This is a genomic window from Streptomyces durocortorensis (assembly GCF_016901035.1).
Classification (GTDB): domain Bacteria; phylum Actinomycetota; class Actinomycetes; order Streptomycetales; family Streptomycetaceae; genus Streptomyces; species Streptomyces durocortorensis.
This window is the reverse complement of record NZ_JAFEUF010000104.1, coordinates 4,538-18,587: the sequence shown is the minus strand read 5'-3', so window position 1 is coordinate 18,587 and position 14,050 is coordinate 4,538. Positions and strand designations below refer to the sequence as shown.

The 14,050-nt window shown below is 72.0% G+C and carries 11 protein-coding genes; 5 read left to right on the top strand and 6 right to left on the bottom strand.

What is annotated here, in order from left to right; genetic code table 11:
• Nucleotides 1-114: 114 nt before the first annotated feature.
• Nucleotides 115-414, bottom strand: a complete 300-nt coding sequence (locus JS521_RS20020) for a hypothetical protein (RefSeq protein WP_205084347.1) — start codon at nt 412-414, stop codon at nt 115-117.
• A gap of 135 nt (nt 415-549) precedes the next feature.
• Complete coding sequence (locus JS521_RS20015; RefSeq protein ID WP_205084346.1) at nt 550-1,704, bottom strand: adenosine deaminase; 1,155 nt, start codon at nt 1,702-1,704, stop codon at nt 550-552.
• Between the two features lie 187 nt (nt 1,705-1,891).
• On the opposite strand from JS521_RS20015, the gene JS521_RS20010 reads away from it, so the two are divergent.
• Entirely contained in the window at nt 1,892-2,569 is a 678-nt protein-coding gene (locus JS521_RS20010; protein WP_205084354.1) for an alpha/beta hydrolase, read from the top strand.
• Between the two features lie 95 nt (nt 2,570-2,664).
• Here JS521_RS20010 and JS521_RS20005 read toward each other — a convergent pair whose 3' ends face one another.
• Together JS521_RS20005 and JS521_RS20000 are read right to left on the bottom strand one after the other, a co-directional pair.
• A complete protein-coding gene (locus JS521_RS20005) occupies nt 2,665-3,432 on the bottom strand; it encodes a hypothetical protein (RefSeq protein ID WP_307847924.1) in 768 nt (255 codons plus the stop codon).
• Between the two features lie 50 nt (nt 3,433-3,482).
• Nucleotides 3,483-4,436 (bottom strand): LysR family transcriptional regulator, encoded by a 954-nt coding sequence (locus JS521_RS20000; protein ID WP_205084345.1) that lies wholly within the window; start codon nt 4,434-4,436, stop codon nt 3,483-3,485.
• Nucleotides 4,437-4,498: 62 nt separating this feature from the next.
• Between JS521_RS20000 and JS521_RS19995 the strand changes: the two genes are divergently transcribed.
• From JS521_RS19995 to JS521_RS19985, 3 genes are all read left to right on the top strand, one after another.
• Complete coding sequence (locus tag JS521_RS19995) at nt 4,499-5,806, top strand: MFS transporter (protein ID WP_205084344.1); 1,308 nt, start codon at nt 4,499-4,501, stop codon at nt 5,804-5,806.
• 214 nt (nt 5,807-6,020) lie between these two features.
• A complete protein-coding gene (locus JS521_RS19990) occupies nt 6,021-6,740 on the top strand; it encodes a L,D-transpeptidase family protein (protein WP_205084343.1) in 720 nt (239 codons plus the stop codon).
• 180 nt (nt 6,741-6,920) lie between these two features.
• The gene (locus tag JS521_RS19985) at nt 6,921-7,937 is read left to right on the top strand and encodes a sigma-70 family RNA polymerase sigma factor (RefSeq protein ID WP_205084342.1); all 1,017 of its coding nucleotides are present in this window, start codon (nt 6,921-6,923) and stop codon (nt 7,935-7,937) included.
• Nucleotides 7,938-8,371: 434 nt separating this feature from the next.
• On the opposite strand, the gene JS521_RS19980 is transcribed toward JS521_RS19985, so the two are convergent.
• The gene (locus tag JS521_RS19980; protein WP_205084341.1) at nt 8,372-8,758 is read right to left on the bottom strand and encodes an STAS domain-containing protein; all 387 of its coding nucleotides are present in this window, start codon (nt 8,756-8,758) and stop codon (nt 8,372-8,374) included.
• A gap of 283 nt (nt 8,759-9,041) precedes the next feature.
• Here JS521_RS19980 and JS521_RS19975 point away from each other — a divergent pair, with 283 nt between their 5' ends.
• Nucleotides 9,042-12,344: a S8 family peptidase gene (locus JS521_RS19975; RefSeq protein ID WP_443732185.1), complete on the top strand. Its 3,303-nt coding sequence runs from the start codon at nt 9,042-9,044 to the stop codon at nt 12,342-12,344.
• 245 nt (nt 12,345-12,589) lie between these two features.
• On the opposite strand, the gene JS521_RS19970 is transcribed toward JS521_RS19975, so the two are convergent.
• Nucleotides 12,590-13,867, bottom strand: coding sequence for a thymidine phosphorylase (locus tag JS521_RS19970; RefSeq protein ID WP_205084339.1), 1,278 nt, complete (start codon nt 13,865-13,867; stop codon nt 12,590-12,592).
• Nucleotides 13,868-14,050: the final 183 nt, after the last annotated feature.

Here is a 14,050-nt window from a genome sequence, read left to right as displayed (position 1 = left end):
CCCCCCGCCGCGCGCGGGGGGGGGGCCGCGGGGGGGGGGGGGGGCCCCCCCCCCCGGGGGGGGGGCCCCCCCGCGGGGGGGGGCGCCCCCCCCCCACATGCGTGTCAGGTGCGGTCAGCCGCCGAGCGGGATCCCGTTGGCGGTGAGGCCCTGGGTGGGCAGTCCGCCGAGCAGGCCGGTGACCGGGGCGGCCGCGTCGGTGGCCTGGCCGCCGAGGACCTTGCCGACGGTGTCCTGGACCGGCGCGTTCTGCGCCGACTGCGCGACGGTGTCGAGCGCCATCGTCGAGACGGGGAGCGCCCCGGCCGCGGCGTCCAGCGGCAGCGAGGGGGCGGCGGAGGCGCTGCCGGCGGCGGCAGCGGCGAAAGCGGCACCGAGAGCGGCGACGCCGAGAGTCTTGGCAGACTTCTTCATGGAGAATTCATCCTTGGGGAAGGGGATGTGAGCGGCTCTGCAAACTAGCCATCCCGCCGCCCCGTCCGCAAACATCCCGACACGCGGAAAAAGGGCCGGGAAACCGCTTCCCGACCCTTTCACCTGGTGTGCCCCTCAGCCTCCGGAGACCGCAGATCCGCTGGTCACAGCGGTCTGACGGAAGAGCCACTCCGACTTCAGCTCGGCGTATCCGGGCTTGACGACGTCATTGATCATCGCCAGACGTTCGTCGAAAGGAATGAAAGCTGATTTCATCGCATTGACTGTGAACCACTGCATGTCGTCGAGCGTGTATCCGAAAGCATCGGTCAGCCGCTCGAATTCCCCGCTCATGCTGGTCCCGCTCATCAGCCGGTTGTCCGTGTTCACGGTGATCCGGAAGTGCAGCTTGCGCAGCAGTCCGATCGGGTGCTCGGCGTACGAGTCGGCCGCGCCGGTCTGGAGGTTGGAGGTCGGGCACATCTCCAGCGGGATGCGCTTGTCCCGTACGTAGGAGGCGAGGCGGCCGAGGGAGACCGAGCCGTCCTCGGCGACCTCGATGTCGTCGATGATCCGCACGCCGTGGCCGAGCCGGTCGGCGCCGCACCACTGGAGGGCCTGCCAGATCGACGGCAGGCCGAAGGCCTCGCCCGCGTGGATGGTGAAGTGGTTGTTCTCGCGCTTGAGGTACTCGAACGCGTCGAGGTGGCGGGTGGGCGGGAAGCCGGCCTCGGCGCCCGCGATGTCGAAGCCGACGACGCCCTGGTCGCGGTAGCTGTTGGCGAGTTCGGCGATCTCCAGGGCGCGTGCGGCGTGGCGCATCGCGGTGAGGAGGGCGCCGACGCGGATGCGGTGGCCGTTGGCGCGGGCGATGCGCTCGCCCTCGCGGAAGCCCTCGTTGACGGCCTCGACGACCTCTTCGAGGGTCAGGCCGCCCTCCAGGTGCTGCTCGGGGGCGTAACGGATCTCGGCGTAGACGACACCGTCCTCGGCGAGGTCCTCGGCGCACTCGGCGGCCACCCGGAACAGCGCGTCACGGGTCTGCATGACGGCGCAGGTGTGGGCGAACGTCTCCAGGTAGCGCTCCAGCGAGCCGGAGTCGGCCGCCTCGCGGAACCAGATGCCGAGCTTGTCGGCCTCGGTCTCGGGGAGGGAGTCGTAACCCTGCGCGCGGGCCAGCTCGACGATGGTGCCCGGCCGTAGGCCGCCGTCGAGGTGGTCGTGGAGCAGCACCTTGGGGGCGCGACGGATCTGGTCGGAATCAGGGACATTCGGGGTCTGGCTCGTCATCTTGGCACTCTAGCGCCTACGCGCGTAGAGCGCCTTGTGTCGATGCGTAACAGTGACCGCGAAGTCGGGTGGAGTACACCTGTCCTTCTGACACTGTTCTGTCATGGGACAGCGCGCACTCCCCCTGCCCGAAGCCAGGCTGGGACGGGCCGTACAGACGGCCGGAGCAACGGACGAGGTCAGCGGCGTGGTTCTGCTGCTTCCGGACGGCGAGGCCGCCTCCCGCCGCCGTCCTTCCACCCTGTCGTACGCGGCACAGCTGCCGTTCGCCCGTTCGCTGGCCCGCGCCGGGGAGGGCGACGGGCTCGCCGTGCACGTGCTGCGCTACCGCTGTCGCGGCTGGAACGCGGACGACGCGCACCCCGCCGAGGACGCCGCGTGGGCGGCCGACGAGGCGCAGCGGCGGTACGGCGACGTGCCGGTCTGCCTGGTCGGGCACGGGATGGGCGGGCGGGCGGCGTTGCGGGCCGCCGGGCACGGGGCGGTCAACTCGGTTCTGGCGATGGCCCCGTGGCTGCCGGCGCCGGCGGCAGGCGAACCGGAGCCGGTGAAGCAGTTGATGGGGCGGCGGGTGCTGATCGTGCACGGCACCAACGACGAGCGCACCGACCCTGAGCTGTCCTACCGGCTGGCCGAGCGGGCGAAGAAGACCAACCGGGACACCTGCCGCTTCGAGGTGCACTCCGACGGGCACGCGTTGCGCCAGCACCGCTCCGAAGTGGTCGCGCTGGCCGCCGACTTCGTGCGCGGCTCGCTGTTCGCCCGGTCCTACGCCCGCCCGGTCGCGGACGCGCTGGCCGCACCGCCGCCGCTGGGGCTGCGGATGCCGCTGGCCGCGGGGTTCGGGCGGTCGCTGCGGCACTGAGGGGCGGGGCATCGGACCGGGGTGGGTACCGGGACCGCGAGCGTGCCGCCGACCGAGCCCCCGGCACAGGCTGCCACCGCCGGGCCGGTCCGGCTTCAGGCCGTCCGCCGCCGCGCGAGTCCCCGTAGCAGCAGCGCCGTGGCCGCCCATACGGTCGCGCATCCCGCGGCGGCGACCAGCAGGACGAGCCAGACGGTGTCCGTGACGGTGGCGGCGCCGGCGGCGATGCCGGACGCCAGCAGGGTCGCCGCCATCACCACGACAACCTGTGCCGTGGGGGTGTCCGTGGCGCGGGTGGCGCGGCGGCGGTGCAGCCACCCCGCTCCCCGCAGGAAGACGGTCCCGACGACCAGCAGGGTGAGCCCGATGGCCAGTTGGACGGTCGATTCGCGGCCCGGCCTGGCGGTCGTGTCCTGGCGCAGCTCGCCCGCTTCCACCGCCCACACCACATCGCGCCAGGACAGCACGGCGACCCGGTCCCCGGGCGACAGCTTCTCCCAGACGGGCCCGTCGCCCCGCATCCGTACCCTGAACGGCGGTTCCGCGGCCCCGCCGTCGAGCGTGACCCAGTTGATGACGGCCTTGTTCGACCGGCCGGTCTCGGTGGAGACGACGGTGGCGGGCCACTCGGCGAGGCAGTCCCCCTTCTCGGGCACGGCGACCTCCGAGCACGGCCGCGCGGCCCGGAAGTCGGCGGCCTCGGAGAGCGCTCCGGGCAGCAGCGCGAACAGGATGGCCGCCGCCAGCACCAGCACCGAACCGAGAACGGACGCGAAGATGACGCCTTGCAGGCTCGGGAGCCCGGGCGGCTTCGGGTGCGGGTAGGGCGAGGAGGAACGGTTCACCGCGCCATTCTCGCTCACCCGTTCCCCTCGGTCCGGCGGCTGTTCCCTTCGGCCGGCACCTGCTTCCCTCAGTCCGGCAGCAGGTTTCCCCGCCGCGAGAGCAGGAAGCGTTTGAAGGCCGCGACCGGCGGGGTGTCGGGGTGTCCGTCGAGCCAGGCGACGCCGATCTCGCGGGCCGCGCGCGGTGCCGTCACCGTCAGCTCGACGACCCCGGGGCGGGCGACCGCCGGCGGCGGCAGCAGCGCCACCCCGAGCCCGGCGGCGACCAGCCCGCGCAGGGTCTCCGCCTCCTCGCCCTCGAAGGCGACGCGCGGGGTGAAGCCCGCCTCCGCGCAGAGGTCGTCGGTGATCCGGCGCAGCCCGTAACCGGGCTCCAGCGTCACGAACGTCTCGTCGGCGGCCTCCGCGAGCCGGACCCGGCGGCGGGAGGCGAGGCGGTGGTCGTCCGGGACCACCAGGCGCAGCCGCTGTTCGTCGAGGCGGCGGGTGACCAGGTCGGGGGCGTCGGGCACGGGCGAGGTGAGGCAGAGGTCGAGGCCGCCCGCGCGGAGCCGTTCGATCATCGCCTCGCCGTAGTTCTGCACGAGCTGGAAGCGGACGCGCGGGTGGTCGACCCGGAACGCGCGGATCAGCGCGGGCACGGTCTCGGAGCCCATGGTGTGCAGGAAGCCGAAGGAGACCCGGCCCGCCGTCGGGTCGGCGTCCGCCCGGACCGAGTCGGCCGCCTTCTCCACCTCGGCCAGGGCCCGTTCCGCCGAGCCGAGGAAGGTGCGGCCCGCCGGGGTGAGCGAGACGGTACGGCCCTTGCGGGCGAACAGGGCGACGCCCAGGTCCGCTTCGAGCCGGACCATGGCCCGCGAGAGCGTGGACTGCGGGACGCCCAGCTCGTGTGCGGCGCGGGTCACATGCTCGTGGCGGGCGACCGCCTCGAAGTACGCGAGGCGGGGCGCGAGGACCGCCCGGATGTCTTCTTCGTAACTGCTCGGTGACAGCCGAGGCCCTGAGCTGCGTTCATGCGCCATGGGATTGATTATGGCAGTTTCGTGCATTGGACGCATGAAACGTCTCGCTCTACTTTCGACGTATGCCTCCCGCTGATACCGGGGCATCCACCGTCGTGGTGGGTGCCTCTGCCCCGTCGTCCCCCGTCACCACCACCGCCGCGCCGGCCTCCACCCATGAGCGCCTGGAGCCCGGCCGCCCCGGCTACCGCCGGATGAGCTTCGCCCTCTTCGCCGCCGGTGTCGCGGCGTTCGCCCTCCTCTACTCCACCCAGGCCCTGCTGCCGGCCGTCTCCGCGTCGTTCGACGCCACCGCCGGACAGGCGAGCTGGACGGTCTCGGCGGCGACCGGGGCACTGGCCCTGTTCGTACTGCCGCTCAGCGCGCTCTCCGAGCGGTTCGGCCGGCGGCAGATGATGACGGCGTCGCTGGCGATCGCGGTGCTGGTCGGGCTGCTGGTGCCGTTCGCCCCGTCGATGGGCGCGCTGATCGCGCTGCGCGCCGTCCAGGGCGCGGCGCTCGCCGGGCTCCCGGCCTCCGCGATGGCGTATCTCGCGGAGGAGGTGCGGCCCAAGGCGCTGATCGCCGCGATCGGGCTGTTCGTCGCGGGCAACAGCATCGGCGGGATGAGCGGCCGCATCCTCACCGGCTGGGTCGCCCAGGCCTGGGGCTGGCGCGCCGCGCTCGCGGCGGTCGGGCTGCTCGCCCTGGCGTGCGCCGTCGTCTTCCATTTCCTGATCCCGAAGGCGAAGAACTTCCGCCCCGGTTCGCTCAACCCGAAGGCCCTGGCGAAGACCGTCGCCACGCATCTGGCCGACCCGCTGCTGGTCCGGCTGTACGCGATCGGCGCCCTGTTCATGACGGTGTTCGGCGCGGTCTACACGGTGATCGGCTACCGCCTGGTCGAGGAGCCGTTCAGCCTGCCGCAGGGCGTCATCGGCTCGATCTTCCTGGTCTACCTGGTGGGTACGGTCTCCTCCGCCGCTGCCGGACGTCTGGTGGCCCGCCTAGGCCGCCGGGGCGCGCTCTACCTGGCGGTCTCCACGACCGCCGCCGGACTGCTGCTCTCGCTGGCCGACCAGTTGGCCGCCGTGCTGCTGGGCCTGGTGCTGATCACGGCCGGCTTCTTCGCCGGGCACGCGGTCGCCTCGTCCTCGGTGAGCCGGACCGCGACGACGGGCCGGGCACAGGCGTCGGCGCTGTACCAGTCGGCGTACTACCTGGGCTCCAGCGCGGGCGGCACGCTGGGCGCGGTCGCCTTCCACGCCGGGGGCTGGGCGGCGACGGTGGCGCTCGGCCTGCTCGCGGTCCTCGGCGTCGTCTCGATCACGCTGTACGGAACCCGCGTGGCGCGTGCGGAGCGGCGGGCGCTGGTTCCGGCGACCCGCTGAGGGTCTCCGCGCGACCCGTTGAGCGTCCCCGCGACCCGTTGAACGTCTCCGGGCGCCCCGGACACCCCCGGGTGCACCCCTTGAACCGGAGGCCATAATTCCGCCTATGCCGGACCGGGACGCAACCGAGACCTCCCTCGCGCAACCACCACTCCCCTTCGTACGTCTACCAGGCGTAACCACAAAACCACTGTGGGCGAAGGGGAGTTGCCGCATGGGAGACATGGCGAAGACATCCGGCAGACGGCTGCGACGACGCGGGGTGGCGCTGTCCGTCGCCGGACTGGTGGCCGCCCCGGCCCTGGTCCTGAGCAGCGGCACCGCCGCCCAGGCGGCGTCCTGCACGAAGTCCGTGGGGCCGCACCAGAAGCAGGTCGAGAAGTTCCTCAAGCGGCCCGTGGACGGCAAGCAGTCGACGGCCGACTGCAAGGCGATCCAGAAGTTCCAGAAGGCCCACGGGATCACGCCCACCATCGGTTACGCCGGTCCGCTGACCTGGCGCACGATGAACACGATGCTCGCCCAGAAGGCGGCCGGGAAGAACCCCAACAAGGCGGGGAAGTGCCCCACCAACAAGGGGCGCATCGCCTGTGTCGACCTGACGCGGCAGCTGAGCTGGATCCAGGACGGCAAGAAGCTGAAGTACGGCCCGGTGCCGGTGCGGACCGGCCGGGACGGCGCGGAGACCCGGACCGGGGCCAAGAAGATCTACTGGCGCAGCATCAAGCACTGGTCGACCATCTACAAGGTCTGGATGCCGCACTCCCAGTTCTTCGACGGCGGCCAGGCGTTCCACTCGGTCACCAAGTCCATGTACAACCCGCCGGGCTCCGGAGGCTGCGTCAACATGCGCCCCGACGACGCGAAGGCATACTGGAAACTGCTGAAGAACGGCGACGACGTGTACGTGTACGGGCGCAAGCCCGGGACCTGAGGACCCCGCCGCCAGGCGCTGGGCGCATCCTGAGGGGTGCCGGACGGGATCGTGGCCGGAGCCACGGCCTCCGGTACCCCTTGTTCGTTTTCCGCCCCCGACTGTCAGTGGCCTGCGGTAGCTTCCGACGTACCGGGGGACGGATGCCACAGCGCGAGGGCGCGCGACAGGGGTGGAGCGATGAGCGATCTGACCACGACGACGGCCACAGGCGCCGGGAAGCCCGATGCCGCCGGGATCGACAGCCGCCTGGAAGGGCACCGGGTCGAGCTGACCGGCTACTGCTACCGGATGCTCGGGTCCGCCTTCGAGGCCGAGGACGCCGTGCAGGACACGCTGGTCCGGGCCTGGCGCAACTTCGACAAGTTCGAGGGCCGTTCCTCGCTGCGCTCCTGGCTCTACCGGATCGCCACCAACGTCTGCCTGGACATGCTGAACGCGGGCAACAAGCGGGCCCGCCCGGTCGATCTGACGGGCCCGACCCCGCTCGCCCAGGCCGCGCTGAGCCCCCGCCCGGAGAACGTCTGGCTGGAGCCGATGCCCGACGGCCGGATCCTGCCGTCGGTCCAGGACCCGGCGGAGGCGGCCGTGGCACGCGAGTCGGTGCGCCTGGCGTTCGTCGCCGCGCTCCAGCACCTGCCGCCGAAGCAGCGCGCCGTGCTGATCCTGCGCGAGGTGCTCGCCTGGAAGGCGGCGGAGGTCGCCGAGCTGCTGGAGACCTCCGTGGCCTCGGTCAACAGCGCGCTCCAGCGGGCCCGCGCCACGCTGACCGAGACGGAGGGCCGGGCGGGCGACGCGGCGGACCCGCTCGACGAGGAGCAGCAGAAGCTCCTGGAGCGCTATGTGAAGGCGTTCGAGGGCTACGACATGGCCGCCCTGACCGCGCTGCTCCACGAGGACGCGGTGATGACGATGCCGCCGTTCGACCTGTGGCTGCAGGGCACCGGGGACATCACGGGCTTCATGACCTCCATCGGCGCGGCGTGCGCGGGCTCCAAGCTGGTGCCCGTCTCGGCCAACGGCTCCCCCGCCTTCGCCCACTACAAGCCCGCCGAGGACGGGTCCGGGTTCGTGCCGTGGGCGGTCCAGGTCATCGACGTCCAGGACGGGGCGATCACCGGGATGCACTGCTTCCTGGACGTCCCGCGCTGGTTCCCGCTGTTCGGCCTGCCGGACCGGCTGCCGGCGGACGCGTAGTGGGCGGCCGAAGACCCGTCGTGCTGCTCGCCGCCTGGGCGGTGATCGCCGCGGGCGGCTGGGGGGCGATCCAGTGGCTGGGCGAGCCGGCAGCCACCTCCGGCCCGGCTCCCGGCCGACGCAGAAGCGCGGGGCGGCGACGCCGTCCCCGATCCCCTGTGTCGCCCGGGCGGAGCCGTCCCGGTCGACGCCGACTGCCCCGCCCGGCGGCTGGGAACCCTCGGACGGCTCGGTCCGGCAGAACCCTGACGGTACGTGGAGCGGGGTGGAGCTCCGGGTGTACGTCTGCACGGGCTGAGGGGCGGGGCAGCGCGCGTCGGGGCCGCACGCGCGGAGCCCGCACGCGTCGGGCCCCGTACACCTAGGGCCCGCAGCGCCGAGTCCGCATGCGTCGGGCCCGTGCACGCGAGGTCGGCAGGCGCCGGTGCCGTACGTCAGTGGGCGTCCGGCACCCGTTCCTCCGGCTCCTCCTCGGGCTCCTCCTCCAGGGCCACCACGTCGGCCAGCCCCACCAGGTCCAGCAGCGCGCGGAGTTCGGGGGGTACGCGGCGCAGCCGCAGGGTGTGTCCGGCGCGGCGGGCGACGAGTCCCAGCCGGGCCACGGCCTCGACGGCGGTCAGATCCGGCCGGATCACCGCGCCCACATCACAGTCCACGGCCGCGCCCGGAGCGAGGGCGGCTCCGCGGGGGCCGGCGAGAGCACGCTCCAGTTCGGCGCAGAGGTCGGGTACGACGGCACGGCTGACCCGGCCGGTCACGGTCAGGGTGATCGGATTTTCGGCATCCACACCAGGCAGACCGCCCCGGCGGGCGAAAATCATCGGCCCGGCCCCGGCGACGCCCTCGCGCGGGGCTCACCAAGGCTCACGCGGAGGCTCGCAAGGGCTCACTCGGGGGCTCTTTTGCGTCATCTCCGGATTCCTGTGCAGATTCTGTGAACCAACGTGCTCGGCTTTCCCTCTAGTTCGGTGAACCGACGGCCGCAGCCGCCTCTCCTGTATGTCTGCGGGCCGACGGCGTGAAGAACCATCGAGTTCTCCAGGGGGAGAGTTGCGCAGACACGTGAGAAACGCGTGCATACCCGCGGTCGCCACAGCGGCCGCCGTGGCACTGGCGGCCGGCATGGTCAGCCCCGCCGCCGCCCAGCCGGAGCAGCGGGGGCCGTCCGGCGCCCGTGTGCAGGCCAAGGACCGGGACGTGCGGGAGCTGACCCTCGTCACCGGCGACCGGGTCACCGTGAACGCCCAGGGCAAGCCGGTCTCCTTCCGGCCGGCGAAGGGGCGGGAGCACATCCCGGTCCAGCGGATGAGCATCAAGGGGCACGCCCTCCTCATCCCGGCCGACGCCCACCGGCTGGTCGTCTCCGGCAAGCTCGACCGGCGGCTGTTCGACGTCACCGAGCTGAGCCGTCCGGAGAACCTCCGGGCCCAGAAGGACGGCCTGAAGCTGATCGTCGGCTACCGGGGCAAGCAGGCCGGCACCGCGAAGGCGCAGGTCCGCCAGGCGGGCGGCACCGAGGTCGGCCGGAGCCTGACGTCGCTGAACGCCGAGTCGGTGACGACGCCGACGGCCGACGCGCCGGAGATCTGGCAGGCGCTCACCGAACGTCGCGCAGGCGGCGACCGGGTGACCACCGCGGCCGGCATCGACCGGGTCTGGCTGGACGGCGTGCGGAAGGCGAGCCTCGACAAGAGCGTCCCGCAGATCGGCGCCCCGGCGGCCTGGAAGGCCGGGTTCACCGGCAAGGGCGTCAAGATCGCGGTCCTGGACACCGGGACGGACTCCACCCACCCCGACCTCAAGGGCCAGATCCTCGCGGAGAAGAACTTCAGCGAGGCGAAGGACACGAAGGACCGGGTCGGCCACGGTACGCACGTCGCCTCGATCGCGGCGGGCACCGGTGCGAAGTCGGGCGGCAAGCTCAAGGGCGTGGCTCCGGACGCCAAGCTGCTGGCGGGCAAGGTGCTCGACGACGAGGGCTACGGCGATGACTCCGGCATCCTGGCCGGCATGGAGTGGGCGGTCGCCCAGGGCGCCGACATCGTCAACCTGAGCCTCGGCGGACCCGACACCCCCGAGGTGGACCCGCTGGAGGCGGCGGTCGACAAGCTGTCGGCCGAGAAGGGCGTCCTGTTCGCGATCGCCGCGGGCAACGAGGGCGACGACGCGGGCACGGTCGGCTCGCCGGGCAGCGCGAACGCCGCGCTGACGGTCGGCGCGGTCGACGACAAGGACAAGCTGGCGGACTTCTCCAGCCGTGGTCCGCGGATCGGCGACGGTGCGATCAAGCCGGACGTGACGGCTCCCGGCGTGGACACCACGGCGGCCATCCCGTCCGATTCGCTGATCGCCCAGGAGGTGGGCGAGAAGCCCGCCGGTTACGCCACCATCTCGGGTACGTCGATGGCCACCCCGCACGTCGCGGGCGCGGCCGCGCTGCTCAAGCAGCAGCACCCCGACTGGACGTACGCCGAGCTGAAGGGCGCGCTGACCGGGTCCACCAAGCCCGGTGCGTACAACCCGTTCCAGCAGGGTTCCGGCCGGATCCAGGTGGACCGCGCGATCGCCCAGAGCGTCGTCGCGGAGCCGGTCTCGGTGAGCTTCGGCGTGCAGCAGTGGCCGCACACCGATGACGTCCCGGTCGCCGAGAAGGTGACGTACCGCAACCTCGGTACGAGCGATGTCACCCTCGATCTGAAGGTGACGGGCACGGGTCCGGCGGGCAAGCCGGCCCCGGCGGGCTTCTTCACCCTCGGCGCGGACAAGGTCACCGTCCCCGCGGGCGGCACCGCGGAGGCGACGCTGACGGCCGACACCCGGATCGGCGGCACGGCGGACGGCACCTACTCCGCCTATGTGGTGGCGACCGGCGGCGGGCAGACCGTGCGCACGGCGGCCGCCGTCGAGCGTGAGGTCGAGAGCTACGACCTCACCGTGAAGCACCTCGGCCGGGACGGCAGTCCGGCGCCCTACGCGGACAGCACGCTCTACGGCCTCAACGACAAGGTCGGCGGCTCGTTCCTGAGCCCGCAGGTCGTGAACGGCACAGCGAAGATCCGGGTGCCGAAGGGCACGTACGTGGTCAACTCCACGGTCTACGGTCACCCGGAGGACTTCGACAAGGGCGTGGACTGGATCGCCCAGCCGAAGGTCGCGGTCACCAAGAACACCTCGCTGACGTTCGACGCCCGCAAGGCGAAGCCGGTGAAGATCACGCTGCCGGACGCCAAGGCGAAGGGCCAGCTGTTCTCGCCGGACTACTCGGTGGAATCGAAGAGCGACGGGGTCTCGTTCGGCTGGATCATGGACTCGCCGGCCCACTTCCGCACGCTCCACGTGGGTCCGCAGATCACGGACGGCTCACTCGCCCAGCACTGGTCGGGCATGTGGACCAAGGGCGCTTCGACCGAGTACGACATCGCGGTCGGCGGCAAGGTCAAGCAGCTCGCGACCGGCTACGACCGGAAGTTCACCACCGGCCAGCTGGCCAAGGTGACGTTCACCCTGGGCGCGGCCGCCCCGAAGAAGAAGGGCGAGCTCACCGCCTGGGGCTTCCTGCCCACGTCGGAAAGCGGTGTGGCCGGGTCGATCGAGCAGAAGCTGCCCGGCACCCGCACGCTGTACCTCTCCACCGCCGACAAGGCGACCTGGGCCTTCGACTTCAGCCAGATGGGCGCGGTCGACGAGGACGGCTTCCCGACGTACGACGCGAACTACTTCGTCGGCCCGGAAGCCGCGTACAAGGCGGGCAAGTCCTCCAGCAAGTCCGTGAACACCGGGGTGTTCCAGCCGCTGGTGAACGACGACTTCGGCGTCACCCGTGAGGGCAACGAGATCAGCGGATACCTCCCGCTGCTGGCGGACGGCCAGGGCAACGAGGGCTCCATGGAGATCTCGTCGGCCAAGACGGTCCTGTACCGCAACGGCAAGAAGATCGGCCAGAACAACGACCCGCTGTACGGCGGGGAGTCCTTCAAGGTCCCGGCCGGATCCGCGGCGTACAAGCTGTCGACCTCGGTCAAGCACAGCACGAAGATCAGCCCGCTCTCCACCCGGGTGGACGCGTCCTGGACGTTCTCGTCGAAGAAGACCGAGTACACCGCGCTCCCGGTCTCCACGGTCCGGTTCACCCCGGCCGGCAGCGCGGCCGGCCGGGCCAAGGCGGGCAAGACCGTCCCGGTGCCGGTGAAGGTGCACGGTGCTGCTGCGGGCAAGAACCTGAAGTCACTGAAGACGTACGTCAGTTACAACGGCGGCAAGACCTGGAAGAAGGTCACGGTAAAGAAGGGGAAGATCACCGTCAAGAACCCGGCCAAGGGCAAGGCGATCTCCTTCGCCGCCAAGGTCACCGACAAGAAGGGCAACACTTCGTCGGTGAAGATCTACAGCGCGTACCTGGGCAAGTGACGGTCGCTCGCGCGTAGTTCACCCCACGCATGACGGCGGGGGGGCGGGGGCGCGGCGGCGGCCGGCCCGGGGCGCGGCGGGGGGGGGGGGGGGGGGGTGTGGGAAGGGTAGAGCTAGGCACGCGCCGGCGGCCCACCGGCGCCCCCCCCCCCCCCCCCCCCCCCCCCCCCCCCCCCCCCCCCCGCGCGGGCCCCCCCCCCCCCCCCGCCGGGGGGGGGCGCCCCCCGCCTGTGTGTCCTGGGCCGTTACGCGATACGTTCCCGCACCACCGGCAGCGGCGAGAACGACGTGCCGGCCGGGGCGATGTCGTACGACTCCGGCAGGGCCTTCAGTGCGTAGTCGAACTTCTCCGGGGTGTCCGTGTGCAGCGTCATCAGGGGCTGGCCCTCGGTGACGGTGTCGCCGGGCTTGGCGTGGAGTTCGACGCCCGCGCCCGCCTGCACCGGGTCCTCCTTGCGGGCGCGGCCCGCGCCGAGGCGCCAGGCGGCGACGCCGACGTCGTAGGCGTCCAGGCGGGTCAGGACGCCGGAGGCGGGAGCGGTGACCACGTGCTGTTCGCGGGCGGTGGGGAGCGTGGCGTCCGGGTCGCCGCCCTGGGCGGAGATCATGCGGCGCCAGACGTCCATCGCGGAGCCGTCGGCCAGAGCCTTCTCCGGGTCGGCGTCCTTGAGGCCCGCCGCGTCCAGCATCTCGCGGGCGAGGGCGAGGGTCAGGTCGATGACGTCCTGGGGGCCGCCGCCGGCGAGGACCTCGACGGACTCGCGGACCTCCAGGGCGTTGCCCGCGGTGAGGCCGAGCGGGGTCGACATGTCGGTGAGCAGGGCGACCGTGCGCACGCCGCTGTCGGTGCCGAGCGCCACCATGGTGGAGGCCAGTTCGCGGGCGTCCTCGATGGTCTTCATGAAGGCGCCGGAGCCGAGCTTGACGTCCAGGACGAGGGCGCCGGTGCCCTCGGCGATCTTCTTGGACATGATCGAGCTGGCGATCAGCGGGATCGCCTCGACGGTGCCGGTGACATCGCGCAGCGCGTACAGCTTCTTGTCGGCGGGGGCCAGCCCGTCACCGGCGGCGCAGATGACCGCGCCGGTGGTGTCGAGGACGTTCAGCATCTCCGCGTTGGAGATGTGGGCCCGCCAGCCGGGGATGGACTCCAGCTTGTCCAACGTGCCGCCGGTGTGGCCGAGGCCCCGGCCGCTGAGCTGCGGTACGGCCGCGCCGCAGGCGGCGACCAGCGGGGCGAGCGGCAGGGTGATCTTGTCGCCGACGCCGCCGGTGGAGTGCTTGTCGGTGGTGGGGCGGGAGAGCGCGTCGAAGTTCATCCGCTCGCCGGAGGCGATCATCGCGGCGGTCCAGCGGGCGATCTCGGTGCGGTTCATGCCGTTGAGCAGGATCGCCATGGCGAGGGCGGACATCTGCTCGTCGGCGACCTCGCCGCGGGTGTAGGCGTCGATGACCCAGTCGATCTGCTCGGGGGTCAGCTCGCCTCGGTCCCGCTTGGTGCGGATGACGGAGATGGCGTCCATGGGAATCCTTCCGGCCGGGTGCGTACGCAAGAGTCCTCGGTGACTCTACGCGCATAGAGAGGGGAAAGAGCGGTGGGGCGGCCGGGGGGTAAAGGGCGCCGCCCCCCCCCACGCCAGGGACGCATGAACCCCCAGTGACGGGGCGCCACGAGAACGCGGCACAAAAAGGAGAGGAAGAGGGCG

What these genes read in the sequence shown, in the direction of transcription:
- JS521_RS20020 (WP_205084347.1), bottom strand. Translation starts at nt 414, where the DNA reads ATGAAGAAGTCTGCCAAGACTCTCGGCGTCGCCGCTCTCGGTGCCGCT.
- JS521_RS20015 (WP_205084346.1), bottom strand. Translation starts at nt 1,704, where the DNA reads ATGACGAGCCAGACCCCGAATGTCCCTGATTCCGACCAGATCCGTCGC.
- JS521_RS20000 (WP_205084345.1), bottom strand. Translation starts at nt 4,436, where the DNA reads ATGGCGCATGAACGCAGCTCAGGGCCTCGGCTGTCACCGAGCAGTTAC.
- JS521_RS19995 (WP_205084344.1), top strand. Translation starts at nt 4,499, where the DNA reads ATGCCTCCCGCTGATACCGGGGCATCCACCGTCGTGGTGGGTGCCTCT.
- JS521_RS19990 (WP_205084343.1), top strand. Translation starts at nt 6,021, where the DNA reads ATGGGAGACATGGCGAAGACATCCGGCAGACGGCTGCGACGACGCGGG.
- JS521_RS19985 (WP_205084342.1), top strand. Translation starts at nt 6,921, where the DNA reads ATGAGCGATCTGACCACGACGACGGCCACAGGCGCCGGGAAGCCCGAT.
- JS521_RS19980 (WP_205084341.1), bottom strand. Translation starts at nt 8,758, where the DNA reads ATGATTTTCGCCCGCCGGGGCGGTCTGCCTGGTGTGGATGCCGAAAAT.
- JS521_RS19970 (WP_205084339.1), bottom strand. Translation starts at nt 13,867, where the DNA reads ATGGACGCCATCTCCGTCATCCGCACCAAGCGGGACCGAGGCGAGCTG.